Annotated in this window: 27 protein-coding genes; 16 read left to right on the forward strand and 11 right to left on the reverse strand. The window is 69.9% G+C overall.

Features of this window, described 5'->3' with window-relative positions; genetic code table 11:
• Window positions 1-120 precede the first annotated feature (120 nt).
• The 4 genes from WFM69_RS18145 to WFM69_RS18160 all read left to right on the forward strand — a co-directional run bounded on the left by WFM69_RS18145 (window position 121) and on the right by WFM69_RS18160 (window position 4257).
• Window positions 121-2151 carry a TPM domain-containing protein gene (locus WFM69_RS18145; protein ID WP_337007085.1) on the forward strand — a complete coding sequence of 677 codons (2031 nt, stop codon included), beginning with the start codon at window positions 121-123 and terminating at the stop codon, window positions 2149-2151.
• A gap of 58 nt (window positions 2152-2209) precedes the next feature.
• Complete coding sequence (locus tag WFM69_RS18150) at window positions 2210-2953, forward strand: PspA/IM30 family protein (protein WP_337007087.1); 744 nt, start codon at window positions 2210-2212, stop codon at window positions 2951-2953.
• Window positions 2954-3016: 63 nt separating this feature from the next.
• A complete protein-coding gene (locus WFM69_RS18155; protein ID WP_337007089.1) occupies window positions 3017-3820 on the forward strand; it encodes an arginase family protein in 804 nt (267 codons plus the stop codon).
• On the forward strand, window positions 3817-4257 hold the full coding sequence (locus WFM69_RS18160) for a Fe-S oxidoreductase (protein WP_337007091.1): 441 nt from the start codon (window positions 3817-3819) through the stop codon (window positions 4255-4257). The genes WFM69_RS18155 and WFM69_RS18160 overlap by 4 nt, the downstream gene beginning before the upstream one ends.
• Before the next feature lie 31 nt (window positions 4258-4288).
• On the opposite strand, the gene WFM69_RS18165 is transcribed toward WFM69_RS18160, so the two are convergent.
• The 3 genes from WFM69_RS18165 to WFM69_RS18175 form a co-directional block, all read right to left on the reverse strand.
• Complete coding sequence (locus WFM69_RS18165; RefSeq protein ID WP_337007093.1) at window positions 4289-4759, reverse strand: SIP domain-containing protein; 471 nt, start codon at window positions 4757-4759, stop codon at window positions 4289-4291.
• A gap of 77 nt (window positions 4760-4836) precedes the next feature.
• Window positions 4837-5550: a tyrosine-protein phosphatase gene (locus WFM69_RS18170; RefSeq protein ID WP_337007096.1), complete on the reverse strand. Its 714-nt coding sequence runs from the start codon at window positions 5548-5550 to the stop codon at window positions 4837-4839.
• Complete coding sequence (locus WFM69_RS18175) at window positions 5547-6023, reverse strand: carboxymuconolactone decarboxylase family protein (RefSeq protein ID WP_337007098.1); 477 nt, start codon at window positions 6021-6023, stop codon at window positions 5547-5549. The genes WFM69_RS18170 and WFM69_RS18175 overlap by 4 nt, the downstream gene beginning before the upstream one ends.
• Before the next feature lie 171 nt (window positions 6024-6194).
• Between WFM69_RS18175 and WFM69_RS18180 the strand changes: the two genes are divergently transcribed.
• The 6 genes from WFM69_RS18180 (at window position 6195) to WFM69_RS18205 (ending at window position 12135) form a co-directional block, all read left to right on the forward strand.
• Window positions 6195-7121: an alpha/beta fold hydrolase gene (locus WFM69_RS18180; protein ID WP_337007100.1), complete on the forward strand. Its 927-nt coding sequence runs from the start codon at window positions 6195-6197 to the stop codon at window positions 7119-7121.
• Window positions 7122-7213: 92 nt separating this feature from the next.
• On the forward strand, window positions 7214-8734 hold the full coding sequence (locus tag WFM69_RS18185) for an ABC transporter substrate-binding protein (protein WP_337007102.1): 1521 nt from the start codon (window positions 7214-7216) through the stop codon (window positions 8732-8734).
• 17 nt (window positions 8735-8751) lie between these two features.
• Window positions 8752-9702 (forward strand): ABC transporter permease, encoded by a 951-nt coding sequence (locus WFM69_RS18190; RefSeq protein ID WP_337007104.1) that lies wholly within the window; start codon window positions 8752-8754, stop codon window positions 9700-9702.
• Window positions 9699-10568 (forward strand): ABC transporter permease, encoded by an 870-nt coding sequence (locus WFM69_RS18195; RefSeq protein WP_337007106.1) that lies wholly within the window; start codon window positions 9699-9701, stop codon window positions 10566-10568. The genes WFM69_RS18190 and WFM69_RS18195 overlap by 4 nt, the downstream gene beginning before the upstream one ends.
• Entirely contained in the window at window positions 10565-11356 is a 792-nt protein-coding gene (locus WFM69_RS18200) for an ABC transporter ATP-binding protein (protein ID WP_337007108.1), read from the forward strand. Before WFM69_RS18195 ends, WFM69_RS18200 begins: the two co-directional genes overlap by 4 nt.
• The gene (locus WFM69_RS18205) at window positions 11353-12135 is read left to right on the forward strand and encodes an ABC transporter ATP-binding protein (RefSeq protein ID WP_337007110.1); all 783 of its coding nucleotides are present in this window, start codon (window positions 11353-11355) and stop codon (window positions 12133-12135) included. Before WFM69_RS18200 ends, WFM69_RS18205 begins: the two co-directional genes overlap by 4 nt.
• A gap of 125 nt (window positions 12136-12260) precedes the next feature.
• Here the strand turns inward: WFM69_RS18205 and WFM69_RS18210 are convergent, their stop codons facing one another.
• From WFM69_RS18210 to WFM69_RS18220, 3 genes are read right to left on the reverse strand one after another with little or no spacing between them, the layout of a single operon-like run.
• Window positions 12261-12875 (reverse strand): GNAT family N-acetyltransferase, encoded by a 615-nt coding sequence (locus tag WFM69_RS18210; RefSeq protein ID WP_337007112.1) that lies wholly within the window; start codon window positions 12873-12875, stop codon window positions 12261-12263.
• Between the two features lie 4 nt (window positions 12876-12879).
• The gene (locus WFM69_RS18215; RefSeq protein WP_337007113.1) at window positions 12880-13593 is read right to left on the reverse strand and encodes a uracil-DNA glycosylase; all 714 of its coding nucleotides are present in this window, start codon (window positions 13591-13593) and stop codon (window positions 12880-12882) included.
• A 2-nt stretch (window positions 13594-13595) separates the two neighbouring features.
• On the reverse strand, window positions 13596-14378 hold the full coding sequence (locus WFM69_RS18220; RefSeq protein ID WP_337007116.1) for an SDR family oxidoreductase: 783 nt from the start codon (window positions 14376-14378) through the stop codon (window positions 13596-13598).
• 196 nt (window positions 14379-14574) lie between these two features.
• Between WFM69_RS18220 and WFM69_RS18225 the strand changes: the two genes are divergently transcribed.
• From WFM69_RS18225 to metX, 3 genes are all read left to right on the forward strand, one after another.
• The gene (locus WFM69_RS18225) at window positions 14575-15897 is read left to right on the forward strand and encodes a bifunctional o-acetylhomoserine/o-acetylserine sulfhydrylase (protein ID WP_337007118.1); all 1323 of its coding nucleotides are present in this window, start codon (window positions 14575-14577) and stop codon (window positions 15895-15897) included.
• Window positions 15898-16012: 115 nt separating this feature from the next.
• Complete coding sequence (locus WFM69_RS18230; protein ID WP_337007120.1) at window positions 16013-16942, forward strand: endonuclease/exonuclease/phosphatase family protein; 930 nt, start codon at window positions 16013-16015, stop codon at window positions 16940-16942.
• Window positions 16943-17021: 79 nt separating this feature from the next.
• Entirely contained in the window at window positions 17022-18227 is a 1206-nt protein-coding gene (gene metX, locus WFM69_RS18235) for a homoserine O-acetyltransferase MetX (protein ID WP_337007122.1), read from the forward strand.
• Window positions 18228-18232: 5 nt separating this feature from the next.
• On the opposite strand, the gene WFM69_RS18240 is transcribed toward metX, so the two are convergent.
• From WFM69_RS18240 to WFM69_RS18260, 5 genes are read right to left on the reverse strand one after another with little or no spacing between them, the layout of a single operon-like run.
• Window positions 18233-18838 (reverse strand): NUDIX hydrolase, encoded by a 606-nt coding sequence (locus WFM69_RS18240; protein WP_337007124.1) that lies wholly within the window; start codon window positions 18836-18838, stop codon window positions 18233-18235.
• A 9-nt stretch (window positions 18839-18847) separates the two neighbouring features.
• Window positions 18848-20074, reverse strand: coding sequence for an MFS transporter (locus tag WFM69_RS18245; RefSeq protein WP_337007126.1), 1227 nt, complete (start codon window positions 20072-20074; stop codon window positions 18848-18850).
• 9 nt (window positions 20075-20083) lie between these two features.
• Window positions 20084-20416 carry a thiamine-binding protein gene (locus WFM69_RS18250; protein WP_337007128.1) on the reverse strand — a complete coding sequence of 111 codons (333 nt, stop codon included), beginning with the start codon at window positions 20414-20416 and terminating at the stop codon, window positions 20084-20086.
• Between the two features lie 4 nt (window positions 20417-20420).
• The gene (locus WFM69_RS18255; RefSeq protein WP_337007130.1) at window positions 20421-21659 is read right to left on the reverse strand and encodes a hypothetical protein; all 1239 of its coding nucleotides are present in this window, start codon (window positions 21657-21659) and stop codon (window positions 20421-20423) included.
• Window positions 21656-22483, reverse strand: coding sequence for an NAD(P)H-hydrate dehydratase (locus WFM69_RS18260; RefSeq protein ID WP_337007132.1), 828 nt, complete (start codon window positions 22481-22483; stop codon window positions 21656-21658). Before WFM69_RS18260 ends, WFM69_RS18255 begins: the two co-directional genes overlap by 4 nt.
• A gap of 56 nt (window positions 22484-22539) precedes the next feature.
• Between WFM69_RS18260 and WFM69_RS18265 the strand changes: the two genes are divergently transcribed.
• The 3 genes from WFM69_RS18265 to WFM69_RS18275 form a co-directional block, all read left to right on the forward strand.
• Complete coding sequence (locus tag WFM69_RS18265; RefSeq protein ID WP_337007134.1) at window positions 22540-23607, forward strand: NADH:flavin oxidoreductase/NADH oxidase; 1068 nt, start codon at window positions 22540-22542, stop codon at window positions 23605-23607.
• 83 nt (window positions 23608-23690) lie between these two features.
• Window positions 23691-24239, forward strand: coding sequence for a hypothetical protein (locus WFM69_RS18270; protein WP_337007136.1), 549 nt, complete (start codon window positions 23691-23693; stop codon window positions 24237-24239).
• Between the two features lie 59 nt (window positions 24240-24298).
• Window positions 24299-24488 (forward strand): hypothetical protein (locus WFM69_RS18275; protein WP_337007138.1); only part of this gene is annotated, 190 nt, incomplete at its 3' end.

Consider the following 24488-nt stretch of genomic DNA (forward strand, 5'->3'; position numbering starts at 1 on the left):
CATCCAGCGTATGTGTCTCCGCTCAGGGCGAACGGCGAACCGTCTTCGAGTGCTGTCGCGTGTCGGATGCAGTGCATAGACTCGTGACATGGGGCTCGGCTGCCGGTCGGAGGGATCACGATGACGAAACGGTGGCTCGCGCTGACCGCGGTCCTGCTGGCTACGGCCGCCGGAGTGTTCTCCGCATCGGCGGCATCCGCGACCGATCCGGTCACGCTCGACGCAGGGTATGTCACCGATCAGGCGGGAGTTCTCAGCGCCGACGAAGAGGCCGCTGCCGAAGCCCGGCTGCAGGAACTCACCGAGAACTCCAACGCCGACCTGTTCGTGGTGCTCGTCGATGACTTCACCAATCCGAGCGACAACGCGGAATGGGCCGACACCGTCGCGCAGAACAACAACCTCGGGCCGCAGCAGTACCTGCTCGCGATCGCTGTCCATGGCCGCAGCTACTACATCTCCGCATCGACGGACGGACCGTTGAGCTTCAGCCAGCTCGACAGCATCGAAGACAAGATGGTCCCGTTCGCCGCCGATGGCGACTGGGTCGGCGCGATCACCCTCGCCGCCGACGAGATCCAGGGCGACGGGGGTGCCGGCGCGCTGCGCATCGGCCTGGTCGTCCTCGCGATCGTTGCGGTCGCGCTGCTCCTGTGGCTCGTCATCGCCCTGGTGCGCCGCAGCCGCCGCCGGGCGGAGCTCCGCGAACGCGGCGCGATGCCGGAGACACCCGACCCGGCAGACCCCTTCTCCACGCTCACCGACCAGCAGGTCGAGACGCAGGCCGGGCTCGCCCTCGTGCAGGCCGACGACGCCATCACCTCGAGCCGGGAGGAGCTCGGCTTCGCGGTCGCGCAGTTCGGCGACGGTGCGACGGCGGAGTTCTCCCGCGCCGTCGATGCGGCGAAGACGAAGATCGCAGAGGCCTTCGACCTCAAGCAGAAGCTCGACGACGAGATCGAGGACACGATCCACGACCGCCGCGCCTGGCACATCCGCATCATCCAGATCGCGGAAGAGATCGATGACCTGCTCGATGACAACACCGAGGCCTTCGACGCACTGCGCAAGCTCGAGCAGAATGCTCCGCAGGAGCTCGAGCGGGTCCGCGGCGAGCGTGCGGCACTCGATCCCGTCCTCGCCGCCGCTGATCCGGCCCTCGCCGCTCTGACCACGACGTACGCACCGGCGGCCCTCAGCACGGTGGCGGACAACCCCGCGCAGGCGCGCGAACGTGCCGACCTCGCCGATCGTTCGATCGACGCGGCGACTCAGGCGCTCGCGGCGGGGCGATCGGGCGAAGCCGCGTTCGCGATCCGCACAGCCGAGCAGTCGGTCGCGCAGGCCGCGCAGCTCGCACAGGCGGTCACGACTCTGAATGCCGAGTTCGCGGCGATCGAGACGCAGGCACAGGCCCTCGTCGCCGAGCTCCAGGGTGATCTGGCCGCCGCGCAGCAGCTGCCAGACGCCGACGGCACGATCGCGGCAGCCGCCTCCGCGACCGCCCAGCAGCTCCAGCTCGCGCAGGCCGACCTCGCCGGCTCCGCACGCAACCCGCAGCGGGTGCTCGAGGCGCTCACGGCGGCGAACGCGCAGATCGACGCCGCCATCGCCCGAGGCCGGGAGGGCGTCGAGCGCACCCGACGGGTGCAGCAGCTCCTCGAGCAGACTCTCGCGCAGGCGAACTCCGAGATCCGCGCCGCCCGCGAGTTCATCGAGACGCGACGCGGCACTGTCGGCTCGACCGCGCGCACCCGCCTGGCGAATGCGGAGGCCAGTCTGACGCAGGCGCTCAACCTCCGCGCCACCGACCCGGAATCGGCGCTGACGGAGGCGAATCGCGCTCTCGCTCTCGCCGGACAGGCCACGTCCGCGGCGCAGGCCGACGTGCAGTCCTACAGCTACCCGCAGGGTGGTGGCGGCGGTCCGTTCGGCGGCACCTCGTCCGGTGGATCCGGCCTCGGCGGCGACATCCTCGGCGGCATCATCGGCGGGCTCCTCGCCAGCGGTGGCGGATCCTCTCGCCGGAGCAGCAGCAGCAGCGGCTGGCGCTCGTCCGGAGGCGGCGGCTACCGCAGCTCCGGCTTCGGCGGCGGCGGTTCCCGAGGCGGCGGAAGCCGCAGCGGCCGATCCGGAGGTAGACGCTTCTGATCCTCCACACAGACATTTACGCCAAGCTCTCGAAGACGCCCTCTGAAAGGAACCACGCATGACCAAGCAGTCCATCTTCGGACGTATCTCGACCCTCGTCCGCGCGAACATCAACTCTCTGTTGGACTCTGCGGAAGACCCGCAGAAGATGATCGACCAGCTGGTCCGGGACTACACGAACAGCATCGCCGACGCCGAGTCCGCGATCGCGGAGACCATCGGCAACCTGCGCCTGCTCGAGCGCGACCATGAGGAGGACGTCCAGGCGTCGACCGAGTGGGGCAACAAGGCCCTCGCCGCGAGCCGCAAGGCCGACGAGATGCGCGCGGGCGGCAACACCGCCGACGCCGACAAGTTCGACAACCTCGCCAAGATCGCCCTGCAGCGCCAGATCAGCGCCGAGCGCGAGGCGACCGGTGCCGAGCCGCAGATCGCCGCGCAGACGGAGATCGTCGACAAGCTCAAGAGCGGCCTGAACGGCATGAAGGACAAGCTCGTCGAGCTCAAGAACAAGCGCAGCGAGCTGCTCGCCCGCGCCAAGGTCGCCGAGGCGCAGACCAAGGTGCAGGACGCCGTGGGCTCGATCAACGTCCTCGACCCCACCAGTGAGCTGGGCCGGTTCGAGGACAAGGTCCGCCGCCAGGAGGCCATCGCGCAGGGCAAGATCGAGCTGGCCGCGTCCAGCCTCGACGCCCAGTTCGAGAGCCTGGAAGACCTCGGCGAACTGACCGAGGTCGAGGCCCGTCTCGCCGAGCTCAAGGCCGGCGGCAGCGCTCCCCGTCAGGCCATCGAAGGCAACTGACACCACCGGCGGGTGTCCTGGGTCTCAGGCCCGGGGCATCCGCCCTCTTCTTCGGAGGCACCCATGGTGCGATTCCTCGTCGTCCCGCAGTGGCAGGGTTCGCCCGCCCCACGCGCGATGCTCCTCGTCGACGGTGCCACAGCCATCGCCGGCGACCTCCCCCGCGCGTCCACGACCGTGCTCGATGTTCCTGTCGAGTCCGGAGAGTCATTGGGCACAGGCGTCCGCCGTCTGAGTGCGCTGTTGCGGACGCGCGACCTCGTCCACGGGCACCTCGACGGCGACACCGTCGTGATCGGCGGCGACTGCAGCGTCACGGTCGCCGCGCTCGAGTCGCTCCCCGGCGGCACAGAGGACGTCGCCGTGGTGTGGTGCGATGCGCACGCCGACATGCACACCCCCGACACGTCGCCGTCCGGTGCGTTCTCCGGCATGGCTCTGCGCGCGATCCTCGGGCAGGGCGAGGATCAGCTCGTGCTCTCCCCCGGCGTCCCGCCTGAGCGGGTCGTCACTGTCGGCATGCGCAACCTCGACGACGCCGAGGTCGAGCAGCTCGATCCGCTGACGAACCTGACAGTCGACGACCTGGACCGCCCGGAGGCGCTGCTCGACGCCGTGCGTGCAACCGGAGCGTCGCGCGTGTGGGTGCACATCGACGTGGATGTGCTCGATCCGGCCGAGTTCGCCGGTGTGTCGTCTTCGGTCCCGTTCGGACTCTCCCCCGCCGCCCTGAGCAGCGCGATCCGCTCGCTGCGGACGGAGATCCCTCTGGCGGGCGCGACGATCGCGGGGTTCGCCCCGAGGTCTCCCGCCGATGCCGTGGAAGACCTCGGCGCCCTGCTGCGCCTCGTCGGGGCTGTGGCGTGACGCCGAACGACTGGCGCCCGGCGGCAGAGGAAGCACTCGCACGCGGACGGCGTCTCGACCGTCGCATCCCCGCCTTCCTGCTGCGCTCCCCCGTGAGCCGTCTGGGCTACGCCTGGGGCACGGCTGTCGGCTGGGTGTGGGGCTCGCTGTGGAGCACCGGTCCCGTGGAGCGGCGCGCCGGTCTCTGGATCTTCCGGGGCATGCCGAGCTGGACGTTCAATCGTGGCGGTGTCTGCGTGGGCGGGTGCTTCCTGACCGGCGATGCGCGTCCGACCGACGCGGTGCTGCGGCACGAGGCCGTGCACAAGGCGCAGTGGCTGCGCTACGGGTTCCTCATGCCGGTGCTGTACCTGTTCGCCGGCCGCGACCCGCTCCACAACCGGTTCGAGATCGAGGCGGGCCTGGAAGACGGCAACTACGTGCGGCGGACGCGCTGACGGTCTCGTCCCGCGCGTCGGGAGGGGCCGATCAGCGGTCGGCGGGAAGCAGTCCGAAGCGCTCGGGCGTGTGGATGAGCGTCGGTGAAACCTCGAGTGCGCTGGTCAGGTGCTCGACGATGTCGGCCGTGCCGAGGTAGCCGCCGAGGAGCGTGACGTGCGTCTCGATCTCGTCGTCGCACATCATCTCGTCGGCCCATGCGCACGTCGCGCGCGTGAGCGCCTGGCCCGGAGCGCAGGCACGACCGCTGCCGGGGACACCGGAACGCTGCTCGCGGGCGAGCCAGGTGACCGTCATCCGCCCGGGAGCGTCGATCACGCCGATGTCTGCGACCTCGGGTACCTCGATGAAGATCCGCCCCGATGCGCACAGCGGAAGGGTCGCCAGGAACACCTCGAGCTCACCGAGCGACTGCTCGTCCGCCGTCACCAGGTGGTGCGCGCGCTGACGCGCGGCGCGACGTTCTGCGCGCGTGCTGCGGGTCTCGAGCGAGGTCTCCATGGTGATCCCATCGTACACCAAGTGAAGGCTTGCCTAACCTTGCCCGCAGACATCTACGCAAGCCCCGGCGCAGATGACTAGGGCGCGACCTCGACGAGCGCTGCAGCGAGCGCGGTCAGCTCGTGTTCAGTCATCCCCTGCGCACGCAGGTACCCCGCAGCCGACCCCCATCGCTCATCCACCTGCTCCAGGAGCCGACGCATCACGGGCGCCGGCGACTGCGTGGCGAGTGCGACCGCGTGCACGGCCTCGGGATGCTGGGTGCGCAGGTACTCGGCGATCCGGCGTGAGCGCTGCGCAGGCAGCTGCGACTCCGTCAGCGCGTAGTCGGCGATCACCGCCTCCCGATCGGCTCCGACGGCCGATAGCGCCAGGGCGACGGTCACACCGGTGCGGTCCTTGCCGACGGTGCAGTGCACGAGGGTTCGCTGCCCACGCGCGATGATGCGGATGGCCTCGACCAGCCGCTCTCCGCTCTGCTCGAGCAGGTGCAGATAGAGGTCGTCGAGACTCGTGTCCGCCTCGAAGAACGAGCGCACCGACCCCAGGAACAGCGGGAGGTGCGTGGTGTCGGGCCCCTCGATCTCGGTGGGCTCCGCCGCCACCTCCTCGCCGTCGCGCAGGTCGACGATGTGATCCACGCTCGCGCGGAGCGCCGAGGCCCCCGTGGTCGTCGCCCCGGACAGCTGGCCCGAGCGCAGCAGGACACCCGCGCGCACTCGGCCACCCTCCACCGGGATACCTCCGACGTCGCGGACGTTCGAGACGCCGTCGACGACGAGGATCGTCATGCCTGCGCCTGCGGCGCCCGGGCGGGAACCGGATAACGACCGGCGATCACGACCCGGTTGAAGGCGTTGATGGAGACGCAGGCCCAACTCAACGCCGCGTACTCCTTCTCGGTGAACACGCCGCCGACGAGGTCGTACACCTCGTCGGAGATGCCGTCCTCCGCGATGAACGTGAATGCCTCGGCGAGTTCGAGGGCAGCGCGCTCGCGCTCACTGAACACGCCGCTCTCGCGCCAGGTCGGGATCTGCGTGAGGGTGTCGGTGTCGATGCCTGCGGCCACGGCACGGTCGACGTGGATGCGGGTGCAGTAGCTGCATCCATTGAGCTGCGAGCAGTGGATCATGACGATCTCCTTGAGGCGATCGTCGATGCCATTCGCGGCACAGATCTGCCCGACCGTCTTCGAGAAGGCGTCGAGGGCCTGGTAGGCGGCCGGCTCGGTCTTGGACAGGTGCACGCGCGTCTCGCTCATGCCTCCATGATATTCGGCGTTCCCCTGAGATGCCCCGAGGGTTGCCTCGTCGGGAAAATGCAGAATGACACGAAAAAAGCGGTCACACCACGCATTACTTCCACACATTTCGACACATAGCTTGTCACTACGCTCTCGCATTTCCGCCGCGTCGAGGAAAGGGCGCAGAATATGGACGTGGCGATCGACATCACCGAGTTCAGTTATCTTCCTGCACAGGCCGACGCGCTCGGCGTCCCGCTCCCCGCGGTCGAGCGACTCGCTCTCACTCTCGCAGACGGGCGCTCGCTCAGCGCCCTGCGCTTCGGCAGCGGAGCCCCCCGGGTCACACTCCTGCACGGCGCGGGTCTGAACGCGCACACGTGGGACACCACGGTGCTCGCGCTGCAGCAGCCTGTGCTCGCGATCGATCTCGCGGGCCACGGCGACTCCTCCTGGCGCGACGACGCCGACTACTCCCCGCGCAGGCTGGCCTCCGACGTCGCCGCCGCACTCGACGCCTGGACGACGCAGCCGCAGCTCGTCGTCGGCCAGTCGCTCGGTGGGCTCACCGGCGCCGCTCTCGCCGCCGTCCGCCCCGACCTCGTCTCCGACCTGGTGATCATCGACATCACGCCCGGCATCGATGTCACTGCCGGCCCCGCGGCACTCCGCGAGTTCTATGCGGGCCCCACCGATTTCGCCTCCCGCGACGAGCTCGTCGACAAGGCGATGTCGCTGGGCTTCGGCGGCTCGCGCGCCGAGACCGAACGCGGCGTCTTCCTCAACACCCGCGTCCGCGACGACGGACGCGTGGAGTGGAAGCACCACTTCGCGCACCTCGCCGCGCATGCCCTCGCCGCCCACGACCCGGGCACCACCGAGGCGCCGTCGGCGCTGCACGAGACCGGCTGGGACGACCTCGCCGCCGTCCGCGCACCGATCACGCTCGTGCGTGCCGAACGCGGATTCGTCAGCGAGGCCGATGCCGCCGCGTTCCAGCAGCGCGTACCCACCGCCCAGCTGGTCGTCCTGGAGGCGACCCACAACGTCCAGGAGACCGCACCCGTCGCCCTGGCCACACTCATCGACACCGCGTCCCCCGCCCGGGGAATGTGACGTTCCGTTCCACACCCGACCCGCACCCTGCCACACATCTCTAGGCTCGATCCCACGGCACACAGCAGCTGCCGTACCGAGAGGAAACGCCCATGTTCCGACGCACCCGACGTCTTGCGCTGATATCCGCGCTCGCGGCCACCGCCGTGATCCTGAGCGCCTGCTCCGGCACCCCCGCCGAGACGCCGTCCAGCGCCCCGAGCTCCCCCGACCCGGACGCGACGCTCCACGTCGGCCTCGTCCTGGAGCCGACCAACCTCGACATCCGCCACACGAGCGGCGCCGCCCTCGAGCAGATCCTCATCGACAACATCTATGAGGGCCTCGTCAGCCGCACCCAGGACAACGACATCGAAGGGCGCCTGGCGTCGGACTACGAGGTCTCATCCGACGGCCTCACCTACACCTTCACGCTCAACGACGGCGTCGTCTTCCACGACGGCACGCCGCTCACCTCCGCCGACGTCGTCTCCTCCTACGAGGCCGTGCGCACCGACACGACCGTGCAGGGCAACGCCGACTTCGCGTCCGTCGCCTCGATCACCGCACCGGACGAGTCCACGGTCGAGATCGTGCTCTCCGCGCCGAACCAGAACTTCCTGTTCGCGCTGACCGGTCCCGCAGGTCTCGTGTTCAAGACGGGTGACACCACCGACCTGAAGACGGCGGAGAACGGCACCGGTCCGTTCACCCTGACGCGCTGGAACAAGGGCAGCACCATCACGTTCGCGCGCAACGACGCCTACTGGGGCGAGAAGGCCGGAGTCGCTCAGGTCGAGTTCCAGTACATCCCCGACTTCACCGCCGGTGTCAACGCCGCACTCGCGGGCGACGTCGACGTACTCACCGCCGTCGACCCCAACCTCGCCTCTCAGCTCGAGGACTCCGGCGACTTCACCCTCACGAAGGGGCGTACGACTGACAAGGCCACGCTCGCCTTCAACAACAAGAAGGCACCCCTCGACGACGTGCGCGTGCGCGAGGCGCTGCGTCTCGCGATCGACCACGAGGCCCTGATCGAGGCGGTCGGCGCCGGCACCACGCTGTACGGACCGATCCCCGAGCTCGACCCGGGCTACGAAGACCTCTCCGATGTCATCTCCTACGACCCGGACAAGGCCAAGAAGCTGCTCGAGGAAGCCGGTCAGAAGGACCTGGAGTTGACCCTCACGATCCCGTCGTTCTACGGCACCACGGTGCCGAAGGTGCTGATCTCCGACTTCGCCAAGGTCGGCGTGACCCTCGACGTCGACTCGGTCGAGTTCCCGACCTGGCTCGAAGACGTCTACACCAACCACGACTACGACCTGAGCTTCGTGCTGCACGTCGAGCCGCGCGACTTCGGCAACTTCGCCAACCCCGACTACTACTTCGGCTACGACAACGCCGAGGTGCAGAGCCTGTACGCGAAGGCCCTCGCAGAGGTCGACCCGGACAAGTCCGCAGACCTCCTCGCACAGGCGGCGCGCATCGTCTCCGAGGACCACGCGGCCGACTGGCTGTACAACGGTGAGACGATCACGGCCGTGAGCCCGATCGTCACCGGGTTCCCGAAGGACTCGATCAACTCGCGCATCAACCTGGCCGGCGTCACCGTCTCCGCCGAGAAGTAGCGAGCGGTCACCCCTTCGTGATCCGCTACGCGCTCGTCCGAGGAGCCCTGCTCATCGCAGGGCTCCTCGTGTCGAGCGTGCTCATCTTCCTGACGTTGCGGGTCTTCCCCGGAGACGTCGCACAGCTGATCGCCGGCACCCAGGCATCGCCCGCGGAGGTCGACGCCCTGCGCGAATCCCTCGGCCTGAACCGTCCGCTCTTCGCGCAGTACGCCGACTGGATCGGCGGGATCTTCCGAGGAGACCTCGGCACCTCGCTGCTGTCGGGAGCCTCGGTCGGCGAGGAACTGTTCCTCAAGGCGCAGGTCACCGTGCCCCTCGGCATCATGTCGCTCCTCATCGCGGTGCTCATCGCGGTGCCGTTCGGCATCCTCGCCGCGCTCCTGCGCAACCGCCGCGGCGGCACGGCGCTGAGCGTCGGCGCACAGGCCCTGGCCGCCGTACCCGTCGTGTGGGCCGGGATGATGCTCATCGTCGTGTTCTCGGTCTGGCTGGGCTGGCTCCCCCCGCAGGGCTTCCCGCGCACCGGTTGGTCCACGCCGGGGAAGGCGATCGAGGCGCTCCTGCTCCCCGCCCTCACGATCGGCATCGTCGAGGGCGCCATGCTCATGCGGTTCGTGCGCAGCGCCACGCTGCAGGCGGCAGGACAGGATTTCGTACGGACGGCCGCGGCCAAGGGCCTCACCCGCACACGCGCCCTGATCCAGCACGGCATCCCGGCCGTCGGCCTGTCCATAATCACCGTACTCGGACTGCAGGTGGCGGGCATCATCGTCGGCTCGGTCGTGATCGAACAACTGTTCACCCTGCCCGGGATCGGGCGCATGCTGGTCGCCGACGTCGGCACCCGCGACCTCATCAAGGTGCAGAGCGAGCTCCTCGTCCTCACCGGCTTCGTGCTGATCGTCGGCTTCCTCGTCGATCTCGTGCACCGCGCGATCGATCCCCGACAGCGGGAGGCCGCATGACGCCGCGCTGGCTCCGCCGACTCTGGGACACGGCGACAGGACGCTTCGGGATCATCGTCGTGGCGGTGATCGCCGCCGCAGCGCTCGTGTCGCTGTTCTGGACGCCCTTCGACCCGCAGGCGTCGAACATCGGCGACCGCTGGCTGCCGCCCGGCTGGCCGCACCTGCTCGGGACGGACGACACCGGACGCGACATCCTCAGTCTGCTGATGGCGGGGGCGCGGACGACCGTGTTCGTGAGCATCGGCGCCGGCATCGTCGCCACCCTCGTCGGCATCGCGCTCGCGGCTCTCGGCGCCCTCACCGCGCGCTGGATGCGGGAGACGGTCGCCGTGCTCGTCGACATCCTGATCGCCTTCCCGGTGCTGCTCATCGCCATGATGATCTCCTCCGTGTGGGGCGGATCGCTGTGGGTGGTCATCTGGGCGGTCGGCATCGGCTTCGGCGTCAACATCGCCCGTGTCACGCGCCCCGAACTGCGTCGTGTGCAGCAGAGCGACTTCGTCCTCGCGGCGCGCGCTTCGGGGCTCACCCCCGCGCAGAGCCTCGTACGGCACCTGCTGCCCAACGTCGCACCGGTGTTCATCGTTCAGCTGTCGTGGTCGATGGCGGTGGCCGTGCTCGCCGAGGCGGGCCTGTCGTACCTCGGCTTCGGCGCTTCCGTGGTGGAGCCCAGCTGGGGGCTGCTCCTCGCCGACCTGCAGCGCTACATCGGCGTGCATCCGCTCTCGGTGATCTGGCCCGGGCTCACGATCACGATCACCGTGCTCGCCCTGAACCTGCTCGGCGACGGTCTGCGCGAAGCCACCGATCCGACCCTGCGTCACCGCACCGCCGAGATCCACACTCCGGGGGTGGTCGCATGAGCCTCTCCGTGCAGGATCTGGTGATCGAGATCGACGGGCGCCGCGTGGTCGACGGCATCTCCTTCGAGGTGCCGGACGGCGCGCGACTCGGCCTGATCGGCGAGTCCGGCTCCGGCAAGTCCCTCACGGCACTCGCCCTGCTCGGGCTGCTCCCCGACGGCGCCACCGCGACCGGAAGCATCCGCTGGGACGACACCGAGCTGATCGGGATGCCGGATCGCGAGCTCGCACGCCTGCGCGGCGACGACATCGGCATCGTGTTCCAGGAGCCGCGGACAGCCCTGAATCCGATCCGCACGGTGGGGCGTCAGATCGCCGAATCGATCCGGATCCACGAAGGGCTCGGTCGACGGGAGGCGAGGGAGCGTGCGATCGCCGAAGCCGCCCGGGTGCGGCTGCCCGATCCGCAGGCGATCGTGGATCGCTACCCGCACCAGCTCTCGGGCGGTCAGCGGCAGCGCGTCGCGATCGCGATGGCGCTCGCCTGCCGACCACGACTGCTGATCGCCGACGAGCCGACCACCGCTCTCGACGTGACGATCCAGGCCGAGATCCTCTCGCTGCTGCTCTCCCTCGTCGCCGACGAAGGAATGTCGCTGGTGTTCATCACGCACGATCTCGCCGTGCTCGCGCAGGTCGCGACCGAGGGCGTCGTGCTCGAACACGGGCGGGTGGTCGAGGCCGCCCCCGTGTCAACGCTCCTGACCGCTCCGACCTCGCCGATCACGCAGGGCCTCCTGCGCGACGCGACCGCGACGCTGTGGCGACCGGACGGCGGTGTCGCATGAGCCTGATCGAGGCGCGCGGGCTCGGGCGCGACTTCTTCGTGCCGAAGCGCTCGACATTCGAGCGCACCCGCACCCAGACCGCGCTGGCTCCCACCGACCTCGACATCGTCGAGGGGTCGTCCGTCGGGATCATCGGCGAATCGGGTTCGGGCAAGTCCACTCTGGTGCGACTGCTGCTGGGACTGGACCGGCCGACGACCGGCACGGTGACCGTCGACGGACGTCGGGTCGACGCCAATGCGTCCGCGAAATCGCTGCACTGGCTGCGCCGCGACACCGGACTCGTGTTCCAGGACCCCTACGCCTCGCTCGACCCGAGGATGACGGCCGGCCAGATCGTGCGCGAGCCGCTCTGGGCACTGGGCATCGACGGCGACCACCGCGCGCGGGTGCACGAGGTACTCGAACAGGTCGGGCTCGAGCCCGAGATGGGCGACCGCTACCCGCACGAGTTCTCCGGCGGACAGCGGCAGCGCATCGCCCTGGCGCGTGCGATCGCGCACGGCCCGCGCATCCTGGTCGGTGACGAGCCGCTGTCGGCACTCGACGTCACAGTGCGTGCGCAGATCCTGGAGCTGCTGATCGAGTTGCGGAAGACGACCGACCTCACCCTGGTGCTGGTGTCGCACGACATCGGCGTGGTGCAGAACCTGTGCGACACCGTCGTCGTCATGAAGGACGGGCACATCGTCGAGCGGGGTGCGACGCAGAAGGTGCTTCTGCACCCCACGCAGGACTACACGAAGGCGCTGCTCGCGGCGATCCCCACGATCCCCTGACCTGCGCCCACTCATACTCCCGCCGACCCACCCCTTTCGGCGCGACCCGCCCCTCTGCGTGCGTGTGGAAGGGGGGTGGGTCGCACGGAAGGGGGTGGGTCGGGAGCCGTGGGGAAGGTGCGTCGTCAGCGCATCGAGCGGAACAAGGAACGACGGCGAGCCGTAGGCCGCAGCACGCGCCGCATGTACACCGTGCCCAGATCGCGTCCGAACTTGTACCCCACGCGACCCATGCGCCCGGCCTCCACGAAGCCGAGCTTCTCGTGCAGCCGGATCGACGCCTCAGCACCCTGATCGCTGATCACGGCGACCATCTCGCGCAGACCGATCTGCTCGCACGCATCGATGAGGGCGCGGAGCAGAGCCGCTCCGAGTCCCTTCCCTCCCGCACCGGGCCCGAGGTAGATCGAGTCCTCAACCGTGTACTTGTAGGCGTTCTTGCCCGCCCACGGCTGCGCCAGCGCATACCCGAGCACGCCTCCGCTCGGCGACACCGCGACGAGGAACGGCAGCTCGAGCCGTGTGAGCAGCGCGTACTTGTCGCGCCAGTACGGGATGCTGCTGCGGCGTTCGTCGAGCGTCACAGCGGAGTTGCTCACGAAGTGGTTGTAGATCTCCCGCACGTGCGGGAGATCCGCAGGCCGGGCGGGCCGGATCGTGTAGGAGAAGACCTCGGGCTCGATCTCCGGACGCAGATGGCGCGGCAGGACACGACGACGGTCCCCCGGCTCGAACTGCATGCGCTCAGCTTAGGGACGGAGACCCTTCGCCTTCCACCCTCCAGTCCACCGGCTCTGCACCCTGTTCCGCCAGCAGGGCGTTGACGCGCGAGAACGGGCGGGAGCCGAAGAAGCCCCGCCGCGCGGACAACGGCGAGGGATGGGCCGAGGCGATCACGGGCGTCTCGCCGAGCAGCGGCTGCAGATTCGCGGCATCCTTGCCCCAGAGCACGGCGACGAGCGGCTGATCGCGACAGGCGAGTGCACGGATCGCGAGCTCGGTGACGGACTCCCAGCCCCAGCCGCGATGCGAGCCGGCAACCCCGGGACGCACCGTGAGCACCCGGTTCAGCAGCAGGACACCCTGGTCGCTCCACGCCGCCAGATCACCGTGCGGCGCGGGCGGGATGCCGAGATCGCTCTCGCGCTCTTTGTAGATGTTGGACAGGCTCCTCGGCAGCGGCCGCACGTCACGGTCGACCGCGAAGGAGAGGCCGATCGGATGCCCCGGCGTGGGATAGGGATCCTGACCGGTGATCAGCACCCGCACCTCCGACAGCGGTCGCCGGAACGCCCGGAGCACGTTCGCGCCCGACGGCAGGTAGCCGTGCCCGGCCTCCTGCTCGGCGCGCAGCCGTTCTCCGAGAGCCGTGATCGTCTCCTGGGCCGGGGCGAGGGCCTGCGCCCACCCCGCGTCGATCTGCCCGTCGTCGGCGAGCTCGGCGAGTGTCCTCGACATCTTCAGTCGATCGAGCGCACACGGAGCGGACCGCGTGCGAGCAGGTGCTGCGCCGACTGCGCGACCGGACGCATCGTGATCAGGTCGAGGTTCACGTGCCCCGGCGACTCCAGGGCGTACGCGATCACGTCGGCGACGTCGTCGGCCACGAGCGGCGCCTCGACTCCGGCGTAGACGGCTTCAGCGGCGAGGGCATCCCCGCCCAGACGGTTGAGCGTGAACTCCTCGGTGTGCACCATGCCCGGCGCGATCTCGACCACACGGATCGGCTCGCCGTTGAGCTCCTGACGGAGGACCTTCACGAGCATCCCCTCGGCTGCCTTGGCGGCGTTGTATCCCGCGCCACCGGCGTACGCCGTCTGCGCGGCCGTCGACGTGATGAACACGGTGTCGGCGTGGCCGTCTTCCGATGCCGCGCGGCGCAGCAGGGGCAGCAGCCCGGCGACCAGGCGCTGACTCGCGAGCACGTTGGCGTCGAACATCCACTGCCAGTCGTCCACCGAGGCGTCCTCGATCCGGTCGGTTCCGCGGGCCCCGCCCGCCACCTGGACCAGCGCGTGCACGGGGCCGGACGCGGCGAGCTCCGCCACCAACGCCTCGACCGCCGCCGCATCCGTCAGATCGCACGCGATCGCCGAGGCTCCGGTCTCCGCGGCGAGCGCAGCCAGGCGGTCCTCACGGCGGGCGACTCCGACGACGTCCCATCCCCTCGACCGAAGCGCACGCACCGTCGCCGCGCCGATTCCCGAACTCGCACCCGTCACCACTGCACGTCTCGTCACCATGCCTCCCACCGTACGGTGTTCCCGACCGATTGCCAGGCCCCGCACGGACGGTCGCCGATCCGTCCAGCCCCGTGTTTCCGCGCCTTCACTGTGTTACGTCACATTTCCCGGCTGTTGTTGACAAGCACCGGAGTTCCGTACTCTCGCTGCAACGGCATCCGCCATCCGACCTTCCGACTACTTCTGGGGGAATCACATGTCCGCACCCGAGTCCTGGCGTTTCGAGACCAAGCAGATCCACTCGGGCGCTGCCCCCGACCCCGTCACGAAGGCCCGTGCCACGCCGATCTACCAGACCACGTCCTACGTGTTCGACAGTGCGGACCACGCGGCCAACCTCTTCGCCCTCGCGGAGTTCGGCAACATCTACACCCGCATCCAGAACCCCACGCAGGACGTGCTCGAGCAACGTCTCGCCGCCCTCGAAGGCGGCACGGGTGCGCTCGTCCTCTCCAGCGGCCAGGCGGCCTCGACCTTCGCGATCCTCAACATCGCGCAGGCCGGCGACCACTTCGTCGCATCGAGCTCGATCTACGGCGGCACGTACAACCTCTTCAAGTACACGCTCGCGAAGCTCGGCATCGAGGTCACGTTCGTCGAGAACCAGGACGACGCCGAGGAATGGCGCCGCGCGGTCCGTCCGAACACGAAGCTGTTCTTCGCGGAGACGATCGGCAACCCGCAGATCAACATCCTCGACATCCGCACCGTGGCCGATGTCGCCCATGAGAACGGCGTGCCGCTCATCGTGGACAACACGATCGCCACGCCGTACCTGATCCGTCCGTTCGAGTTCGGCGCAGACATCGTCGTGCACTCGGTCACGAAGTTCCTCGGCGGTCACGGCACCACCATCGGCGGCGTGATCATCGACGGCGGAAAGTTCGAGTGGTCGAAGAACGTCGACAAGTTCCCCGGCCTCACCGTGCCCGACCCCTCGTACCACGGTGCGAGCTACACGACCGCGGTCGGCGACGCGCTCGCCTACATCATCAAGGCCCGCGTGCAGCTGCTGCGCGACCTCGGCTCGGCGATCGCCCCGCAGAGCGCGTGGAACCTCATCCAGGGCGTCGAGACGCTGTCGCTGCGCATCGAGCGTCACGTGCAGAACGCGCAGGAGATCGCCGAGTGGCTCGACGGCCGCGATGACGTCGCGACGGTCAACTACTCCGGCCTGCCTTCCTCGCCGTGGTACGCCAAGGCGAACGAGTACGCCCCCAAGGGCGTCGGCGCCGTGCTGTCGTTCGAGCTGAAGGGCGGCGTGGAGGCCGGCCGCGAGTTCGTGAACAGCCTGTCGCTGTTCAGCCACCTCGCCAACATCGGCGACGTGCGGTCGCTCGTCATCCACCCCGCGTCCACCACGCACGCTCAGCTCACCCCCGAGCAGCAGCTGACCGCCGGTGTCACGCCGGGCCTGGTCCGTCTGTCCGTCGGCATCGAGAACGTCGACGACCTCAAGGCCGACCTGGAGCAGGCTCTCGCCGCGGCGCGTGCCGTGTCGGAGGCCGCTCGCGCCTGACGCTCAGCCGTCCGAAGGTGCCCTCGACCGATCGGTCGAGGGCATCTTCGCGTCCGCCGCCCGGCCGGCCCACAGGGAGCACCGTCGAGAATGGAATGCCCGCGGTGAGGAGCGCATGATCGACGTCGAACAACGACCTACCCGTGTGCGGCGTACCGCGACGATCCACGGCCGGCGGCTCGCGGTCGCGAGTGTCGTGCTCGCTGTCGTCGTGGCACTCGGCTGGGTTCCGGGCGTCATCGGAACCGCCGTCGCGGCGATCCTCCCCTGGCTCGGCATCGTCGTCCTCGTACTGCTCGTCACGACCCTGTTCCTCGCCCGCCGCGCCCTCATCCTCGTGCTGGTTCCCGCGCTCCTCTGGGTGCTCGCCATCGCCCCTGCCCTCCCCGGATTCCCCGGCACGGCCGCGGACTCCGACCTGGTCGTCGTGAGTCAGAACGTCCGCGCGCAGTCCGGCGGTGCGGCCGCGTCCGCCACAGCGCTCGCGAGCACCGGCGCCGACGTGATCGCGCTGGTGGAGCTCGACGGCGACAGCCTCGCCGCCGCGCAGGACGTTCTCGCGGCCGAGTACCCGCACACCTACGCGGTCGGCACCGTCGCCGTCTGGAGCCGATACCCGCTCACCGATGTCGAGCCGCTCACGCTCGGGCTCGGCTGGAAGCGTGCACTGCGCGTCGAGGTGCAGGCGCCGACCGCGCCGGTCGCCGTGTACGTGCTGCACGCCGCGTCGGTGCGCCCCGGACATCAGCAGGATCGCGACACCATGCTCAGCGGTCTCGCGGCGCAGGTCGCCGCCGACCCGGCGGACGCACTCATCGCCGTCGGGGACTTCAACGCCCCGTCGACGGACCCGAGTCTGTCGGCCCTGCGTTCCGAGGCGGACTGGGCGCGTCCGACGGACGGGACACTCGGTTTGACCTGGCCCGCAGGCGTCCCGTTGGTCCGCATCGATCAGGTGTTCGTGCGGGGACTCCAAGTGATCACCTCGACCACGATGCCCGCCGGCAACAGCGACCACCTCGCCACCGTCACGCGCGTGCGCTGAGACGCGTGCGTCGCCGCACACGACGACACCGGGCCGTAACCTGCCGCCGACGGGCGTCCCGCCAGGCGAGAATGGAGGCATGGACTGGCAGACGACCTCCGAGGACACGGTGCCGTCGGCACCCGTGACGGAGGCCGACGTCCGGCTGCTCCGCGCGCGACCGCCGGCGACCGGCGCATGGCGCGACGGCGACCCCGTGGGCGGCCGCCGCTTCGCCGCGTTCGGAGCCTTCGCGACGGAGAGCGGCGCGGAGCTTCCCGGCATCCGCCTCGCCTACGAGTCCTGGGGCGAGCTGAACGCCGCCCGCGACAACGCCATCCTGGTGCTGCACGCGCTCACCGGCGACAGTCACGTGCGCGGCGCCGCCGGCTCCGGCCACCCGACCGTCGGCTGGTGGGAGGACATCACCGGCCCCGGTGCCCCGCTGGACACCGACCGGTGGTTCGTGATCGCCCCGAACATGCTGGGCGGCTGCCAGGGCTCCACGGGTCCCGCGAGCGTCGCCCCCGACGGCTATGAGTGGGCCTCCCGCTTCCCGTACCTGACCATCCGCGACCAGGTGGCGGCGCAGGTGCGCCTCGCCGACGCGCTCGGGATCGACGCCTGGGCCGCCGTCATCGGCGGATCGATGGGCGGCATGCACGCCCTGGAGTGGGCGGTCACCCACCCCGAACGGGTGCAGCGGCTCGCCGTGCTCTCCTCTCCCCCGGTGACGACAGCCGATCAGATCGCCCTGAACACGGTGCAGCTGGAGACCATCCGGATGGATCCGCGATATCAGGGCGGCGAGTACTACGACCTCGCCGACGGCGACGGTCCGCACCGTGGACTCGCGCTGGCGCGGCGCATGGCGCTGCTGAACTACCGCAGCCCGATCGAGCTCAACCAGCGCTTCCAGCGGTCATGGCAGTCCGATGTCTCGCCGCTCGGACACGGGGGCCGGTTCGCCGTCGAGTCGTACCTCGACTTCCACGGCAACAAGTTCACGCGACGCTTCGACGCCAACAGCTACATCACGCTGGTCGAGGCCATGAACTCGCACGACGTCGGTCGCGGACGCGGCGGCGTCGAAGAGGCGCTGCACGCGGTCACGGCCACCACGCTCGTGCTCGGAATCGACAGCGATCGGCTGTTCCCGGTCGATGGGCAGCAGCGCATCGCCCGCAGCATCCCGAATGTCATCGGCGGTGAGGCGGTGGTCGTCTCGAGCGATTTCGGGCACGACGGCTTCCTGATCGAGACCGAGGCGGTGGGCACCAACCTGCGGCGGCTGCTCGCCAACTGACCCGCTCAGCGGGCGGTGAACCGCCACGGCAGAGCACCGGCGTCGAGGCGTCCCTGCTCCCAGGCGAACGTGCGGCCGGCGTCGAGCACGCGGGTCTGGAACAGCTGCGTCGTACCGGTGGAGGCCAAGGCCCCTGCCGCGTCTGCGAACGCCGACAGCTGGTGCAGCGTGATCCAGGTCGGCGGGTACAGCGTCCACTCGCCCGCTCCATGCCGGGCCAGTGCCTCGCCGGGACTCACCCAGGCGAATTCGGCGACCTCGTCGGCGGACGGCGACGGCTCGGCATCGGGCGCCTCCGCAAGGAAGAACCAGGTGCGGATGCGCGTGGGCGCCTCGATCGGCGGCTGCCACTGCGACAGCGCGGTGAGCCCGTCCACGGTGAGCCCGACCTCCTCGAAGGTCTCCCGGACCGCCGCACGGCGCGCATCCTCGATCTCGGGATCACCAGCATGGAGGTCGCCCGGCTCGACCTTGCCGCCGGGGAAGACCCACGCCCCCGCGAAGGAGCCCCGATCAGGGCGACGGATCAGCAGCACCTCGAACCCGGGATCCGCGGTACGCAGCAGAACCGCGGTACCGGCGACGGGCAGTGACTCCTGGGGCGCACTCACCCCGTCACTCTACGACCCGACGATCACCGCGGCCGGGCGACGGGCCTCGACGCGATACGACAGCAGCGCGATCAGCAGGCCGGCAGCGGCGAGGGCCGCCCCCGTCCACGCGGGTGCCGTGAAGCCCCAGCCGACGGCGATCACGATGCCGCCGAGGAACGCACCGAGACTGTTGCCGATGTTCAGCGCCGAGTGGTTCATCGCGGCGGCGATCGACTGGTTGTCGCCGGCCACGTCCATGAGCCGCGTCTGGATGGTCGGGCTCAGCACCGAGGAGACGAAGCCCACGATCAGCACGAGCAGCCCGAGGCTGACGATCCAGAACGACAGGAACGCGAGGAGCGCGAACACGACGGCCATCGCGGCGAGGCCCGCCAGCAACGTGCGTCGCAGGTCGATGTCGGCGAGGTGGCCGCCCAACAGGTTGCCGGCCGTCATACCCACGCCCATTAGCACGAGGATGATCGGCACGACCCATTCCGGCGATCCGGCGACCTCGGTCACCAGCGGCGCGATGTAGCTGTACACCGCGAAGAAGCCACCGAAGCCGATCGCCCCGACGCCGAGCGTGAACCACACCTGCGGGATGCGGAATACCCGCAGCTCCTGGCGCATCGTGCGGCCGGGGTCGCCCGGGTGCTCCGGGACGAACAGTGCGATGCACACGGTCGCCAGAGCGAACACCACGGCCACGACGGCGAAGGCCGCGCGCCAGCCCCACTGCTGGCCGAGGAAGGTCCCCAGCGGCACGCCCACCACGTTGGCGACCGTGAGCCCGGTGAGGATGAAGGCGACGCCCTTGGCACGGTTGCCCGGCCCCATCACGTCGGCCGCCACGAGTGCGCCGATGCCGAAGTACGCGCCGTGCGGCAGACCGGCGAGGAACCGGGACGCGGCGACGAGCTCGAACGTGGGCAGGACCACCGTGAGCAGGTTGAACAGGGTGAGCGCGAGCGCGAGGACGATCATCACGCGATGCCGCGGGAAGCGTGCGACGAAGCCGGCGATGGTCGGCGCACCGATCACCACCCCGAGGGCATACAGCGAGATGAGCCATCCGGCCTGACTCAGCGCCTCCTCCTGGCTGGTCGCCCACAGGGACGGCAGCAGGTCGGCGGCGATGTTCGGCAGCAGCCCCATGACCACGAACTCGGTCATGCCGATGCCGAAACTGCCGATGGCGAGAGAGAGGAGCGCCCACTTCGCCGCACCCCTCGATTCAGTCGAGGGATTCACCGGATCAGCTTAGCGGCCGTCGGACTCCTCGATCGCCGCCTCCAGGCGCTCGATCTTCGCATCGAGCTCGCCGGAGTAGCCCGGGCGGATGTCGGCCTTCAGCACGAGCGACACCCGCGAGCCGAACGGCATTACCGCCTCGGTCGCACGCTTGACGACATCCATGACCGTGTCCCAGTCCGGACCCTCGATCTCGGTGAACATGCTCGTGGTGCGGTGCGGCAGACCCGACTCGCGCACCACCCGCACGGCTGCGGCCACGGCGTCGTGCACGGAGGCGTCGGCGCGTTCGGGTCCCTCGGCGGGGGTGCCGCTCGGGGCGACGGAGAAGGCGATCAGCATGGTTTCACTCCTGGGGGTTCGAACGGCGGATTGCGGGCACGCGCAGCAGGGCGCGGACACCGATCACGAGAAGGACGACGAGAAGGATGTTGCGCACGGTCAGCACCGCGACGGCGAGCGGATCGGCGCGCAGCAGGGCGTCGTACCCGATCGGATACACGAGACAGGTGAGCAGGCACAGCGCGAGAACCAGGATCGCGGGGATGCGCGCCCTGGTCCGGTCGAGCACGATCCACAGGATCACCGGCGCGATCAGCCAGGTCTGGAACTGGGGAGAGCCGACCTTGTTCGTGACGATGAGCAGCGCGACCAGGGACAACGCGAGCGGCGGGAACAGCCGAGGGAACGCGGCTCCGCGCACGGCCTTGACCGCACCGATCGCGGTGACCGCCAGCACGCAGAGCGCCATGAGCGGTGTGAGCACCGCGGCGACGGCATCCACCCCCGGCGCGGTGATCTGAAAGGTGAGGATCTCGAAGCTGTACTCGATACGCGCCGCCCCGGCGACCGCGAGCCACAGGAAGGGTGTGGCCGCGACGGCTTCGATCTGCAGCCCTCGTCCGGTCTGCTCGGTCAGGAACCCGAGGATCTCGGTGTCCGCACCGAGCAGGAACAGCGTCGCGATGACCCCGGCGGACACGATCGCGGCCGCCAGCACCACCCGCAGCCGCGCCCGTACCGCGACCACCGCGGCGAGCACGAGCGCGCCCGGCCAGATCTTGATCCACGCACCGCTCGTGAGGAGCGCGGCGGCGACGGTCGGGCGCGAGACCAGCCAGAGCCCGCCCATCACGGCGATGGGCACGGTGATCGCGTCGATCCGGTACAGCGCGATCGGGCCGAGCAGCAGCAGGGCCGCGCACCAGAACCACGCGGCCGTCCGTCGAATGCGCGACGGCGACCGACCCACCAGCACACCGAATGCGACCGCATCCAGCGCCGTGACCAGCACCGCCCAACCCACCAAGTACGCGCTCGAGACGCCCAGCAGCGGCACGAGCGGCGCGGCCAGGCCCGCGGCGAGCAGCATCGGTACGAGCGCGAGCTGCGGGTACACCCAGGTCTCGGTGACGCCGACGATCGGCCCGCCGCTCAGCGCCGACGACGCCCAGGGCTCGTACACGAGCACGACGTCGCCCATGGGCTGGCTCGGATACACCCACCCGAGCCACGCGGTGAGCAGGTGCACGAGCAGGAACGCGCCCCACAGCACGGCCACCCTGGTCGTCGCGGGACGGTTCACGCGAGGACGTCCGCGATCGCGAACGGGAGGGCCTCGGCGACGTCCAGCGCGACGATCGGATGCCCCGGACCGCCGTCCTGCACATCGGCGGCGATGCGGGCCGCATGGCCGTGCAGCCACGCCCCCGCAGCCGCGAGCTCGGCGAGCGGCGCACCGGGGTTCGCGGCGATCACAGCACCGAGCACGCCCCCGAGGACATCTCCGGTCCCCGCGGTCGCGAGCCACCCTGTGCCCGCGGCGACGGCGAACACCGTCCCGTCCGGGGCCGCGATCAGTGTGCGCGCCCCCTTGAGGAGCACGATGCCGTGGAGCTCGGCAGCGACGCGTCGGGCCGCTTCTGCGCGCCCCTCGTCCGAAGGCGGCGCCCCCAGCCTGTCCTGCAGGCGCGCGAACTCCCGGGCGTGCGGTGTCACGACGAACGGCGCACGCGCGTCGGCCGCCAGATCCAGCGCCCCCGCATCGATCACGACCGGCGTCGCGTCGGCGAGGATGCGCCGCAGCGCGGCGCTCTCTTCCTCGCTGCGCTGGGACGCGTCAGTGCCCGAACCGATCACCCAGGCGTCGATCCGCGAGTGCCCGGCCCCGGCGACGGTCTCGGGGCGTCGAGCGAGCACCGCGTCGACGACCCGCTCCGGCCCGACGTAGCGGACGAATCCCGCGCCGGCACGCCAGGCCGCCTCGACGCCGAGCACGGCAGCGCCGGGGTAGGCCGCCGACCCGGTGCGCAGAGCCACCACCCCACGGGCGTACTTGTCGTCCTCCGCGGACGGCACCCGGACGAACCGCGCCGTGTCTTCGCGTGTCCACTCCCGCACCTCGAACATGACTCCACGTTAGTGCGATGGCCCGTGGCACACCTGCGCGGCGGTAGCGTCGAACGGTGAGTCTTCTCTTCTCCCCGCTGAGCATCCGCGCCGTCACCTTCCGCAACCGCCTCTGGGTCTCCCCGATGTGCATGTACAGCGCCGTCGACGGAGTGGCTCAGGAATGGCATCACGCCCATCTTGCACAGTTCGCCTCCGGCGGCGCGGGCCTCATCGTGGCCGAGGCGACCGCGGTGGTCCCCGAGGGGCGGATCTCGCCGCGCGACCTCGGGCTGTGGAACGACGAGCAGCGCGACGCGCTGGCCCCCATCGTGCAGGCCATCCATGACCGCGGTGCGCACGCCGGCATCCAACTCGCGCACGCGGGGCGAAAGGCGTCGACCTGGTGGCCATGGGCGCCCGAGCGCGGTTCCGTCCCGGACGCGGACGGCGGCTGGACGACATCGGCACCGTCCGCGATCGCCTTCGACGGATTCGCAGAGCCCGTCGCGCTCGACCTCGCCGGGATCGACCGCGTGGTCGAGGCCTTCGCTGCGGCCGCGCGACGTGCGCTCGAGGCCGGCTTCGACGTGCTGGAGCTCCACGGCGCGCACGGCTACCTCGTGCACCAGTTCATCTCCCCCCTGTCGAACCGACGCGACGACGACTACGGCGGGTCGCTGGAGAACCGCGCCCGACTGCTGCTGCGCGTCGTGGACGCCGTGCGCGACGCCGCGGGGCCGGATGTACCGCTGTTCGTCCGGATCTCAGCGACCGACCACGCGGAAGGCGGGTTCGCCCCAGAAGAGGCCGCACTCGTGAGTGCATGGGCGACGCAGCACGGCGCCGACCTCGTCGACGTCTCCAGCGGCGGCCTGGTCGCGCATCAGCAGATCGACGTATTCCCCGGATACCAGGTGCCGTTGGCCGAGACCGTCCGCCAGGGCGGACGCATCCCGGTCACCGCAGTGGGGCTGATCACCGCCGCCGAGCAGGCCGAACAGGTGCTCGCCGACGGGGCGGCCGACGCGATCTTCGCCGGACGGGAATGGCTGCGCGATCCGCACTTCGCCCTCCGTGCCGCCCATGAGCTGGGCGCCGAGGTCCCCTGGCCTCCGCAGTACGAACGCGCGCACTGGCGCTGAGCCACGCATGTGCCGGGGCCGTCTCCACTTCGGCCTGTGGATAACGCGAACGCCGGTCCCCTGCTCCGGGCTACCGTGACGGGGTGCTCCCGCCGACCTCCCACGCCGCCGCCCCACGCCGATCCACTTTCATCGTCGCCGCCTCGATCACCGCACTCCTCGCCGGCTGCTCCCCGACACCGACGCCGACGCCGACTCCCACCCTCACCTTCACCTCCGAAGAAGAAGCTTTCGCCGCCGCCGAGAAGACCTTCGAGGAGTACACCGACGCTGCGAACGCAACAGACTTGAGCCAGCCGAAATCCTTCGACGCCGTGTACAGCTGGCTCGTCGGCGACGCGCTGGCTTCCGCCCGCAAGAACTTCAGCCAGCTCCACGCTGCTGGGCTCACGCGCGTCGGCGCCACCAGCTTCGATACCGTCACGTCGGTCAAGACCCCAAGCGATTCAGTCGCGTTGCGACTTTGCCTGGACGTATCTTCAGTCGAGCTGATCAATGCAGACGGCAGTTCTGCAGTCCCCGCGGACAGGCCGCCTCGCCAACCGATCGAAGTAGAGTTCTCTCCGTCTCACACCTCGACGTCCCTCGCAATCTCCTCGTTCATCCCGGCAGAGTCCTACCAATGTGGGTAGTCGCGCGATCCGTCGCCGCTGTTCTCCTTTCGGCATCGGCCCTCCTCCCAATCGGGGTTGTGGATCCGCCTCCCCCGCAGACCGGCATAGAGGGCGCGTGGGCGTCGAACCAAGACAACACAGTCGTCATCTCCAGCACCCAAACCCGCCCCGCCCCGGACCGCAGCGGCAAGCCGGGCAAGGACTCCCCCGCGCTACCCACTCCCACCAAGACCCCGTGCACGACAGCCGCCGGATTCTCGTGCCAGT

It is taken from the genome of Microbacterium sp. LB12 (assembly GCF_037150835.1).
Lineage (GTDB): Bacteria > Actinomycetota > Actinomycetes > Actinomycetales > Microbacteriaceae > Microbacterium.

What these genes read in the sequence shown, in the direction of transcription:
- WFM69_RS18155 (WP_337007089.1), top strand. Translation starts at nt 3,017, where the DNA reads ATGGTGCGATTCCTCGTCGTCCCGCAGTGGCAGGGTTCGCCCGCCCCA.
- WFM69_RS18185 (WP_337007102.1), top strand. Translation starts at nt 7,214, where the DNA reads ATGTTCCGACGCACCCGACGTCTTGCGCTGATATCCGCGCTCGCGGCC.
- WFM69_RS18175 (WP_337007098.1), bottom strand. Translation starts at nt 6,023, where the DNA reads ATGAGCGAGACGCGCGTGCACCTGTCCAAGACCGAGCCGGCCGCCTAC.
- WFM69_RS18180 (WP_337007100.1), top strand. Translation starts at nt 6,195, where the DNA reads ATGGACGTGGCGATCGACATCACCGAGTTCAGTTATCTTCCTGCACAG.
- WFM69_RS18250 (WP_337007128.1), bottom strand. Translation starts at nt 20,416, where the DNA reads ATGCTGATCGCCTTCTCCGTCGCCCCGAGCGGCACCCCCGCCGAGGGA.
- WFM69_RS18165 (WP_337007093.1), bottom strand. Translation starts at nt 4,759, where the DNA reads ATGGAGACCTCGCTCGAGACCCGCAGCACGCGCGCAGAACGTCGCGCC.
- WFM69_RS18170 (WP_337007096.1), bottom strand. Translation starts at nt 5,550, where the DNA reads ATGACGATCCTCGTCGTCGACGGCGTCTCGAACGTCCGCGACGTCGGA.
- WFM69_RS18260 (WP_337007132.1), bottom strand. Translation starts at nt 22,483, where the DNA reads ATGTTCGAGGTGCGGGAGTGGACACGCGAAGACACGGCGCGGTTCGTC.
- WFM69_RS18200 (WP_337007108.1), top strand. Translation starts at nt 10,565, where the DNA reads ATGAGCCTCTCCGTGCAGGATCTGGTGATCGAGATCGACGGGCGCCGC.
- metX (WP_337007122.1), top strand. Translation starts at nt 17,022, where the DNA reads ATGGACTGGCAGACGACCTCCGAGGACACGGTGCCGTCGGCACCCGTG.
- WFM69_RS18205 (WP_337007110.1), top strand. Translation starts at nt 11,353, where the DNA reads ATGAGCCTGATCGAGGCGCGCGGGCTCGGGCGCGACTTCTTCGTGCCG.
- WFM69_RS18220 (WP_337007116.1), bottom strand. Translation starts at nt 14,378, where the DNA reads ATGGTGACGAGACGTGCAGTGGTGACGGGTGCGAGTTCGGGAATCGGC.
- WFM69_RS18210 (WP_337007112.1), bottom strand. Translation starts at nt 12,875, where the DNA reads ATGCAGTTCGAGCCGGGGGACCGTCGTCGTGTCCTGCCGCGCCATCTG.
- WFM69_RS18145 (WP_337007085.1), top strand. Translation starts at nt 121, where the DNA reads ATGACGAAACGGTGGCTCGCGCTGACCGCGGTCCTGCTGGCTACGGCC.
- WFM69_RS18195 (WP_337007106.1), top strand. Translation starts at nt 9,699, where the DNA reads ATGACGCCGCGCTGGCTCCGCCGACTCTGGGACACGGCGACAGGACGC.
- WFM69_RS18215 (WP_337007113.1), bottom strand. Translation starts at nt 13,593, where the DNA reads ATGTCGAGGACACTCGCCGAGCTCGCCGACGACGGGCAGATCGACGCG.
- WFM69_RS18230 (WP_337007120.1), top strand. Translation starts at nt 16,013, where the DNA reads ATGATCGACGTCGAACAACGACCTACCCGTGTGCGGCGTACCGCGACG.
- WFM69_RS18225 (WP_337007118.1), top strand. Translation starts at nt 14,575, where the DNA reads ATGTCCGCACCCGAGTCCTGGCGTTTCGAGACCAAGCAGATCCACTCG.
- WFM69_RS18150 (WP_337007087.1), top strand. Translation starts at nt 2,210, where the DNA reads ATGACCAAGCAGTCCATCTTCGGACGTATCTCGACCCTCGTCCGCGCG.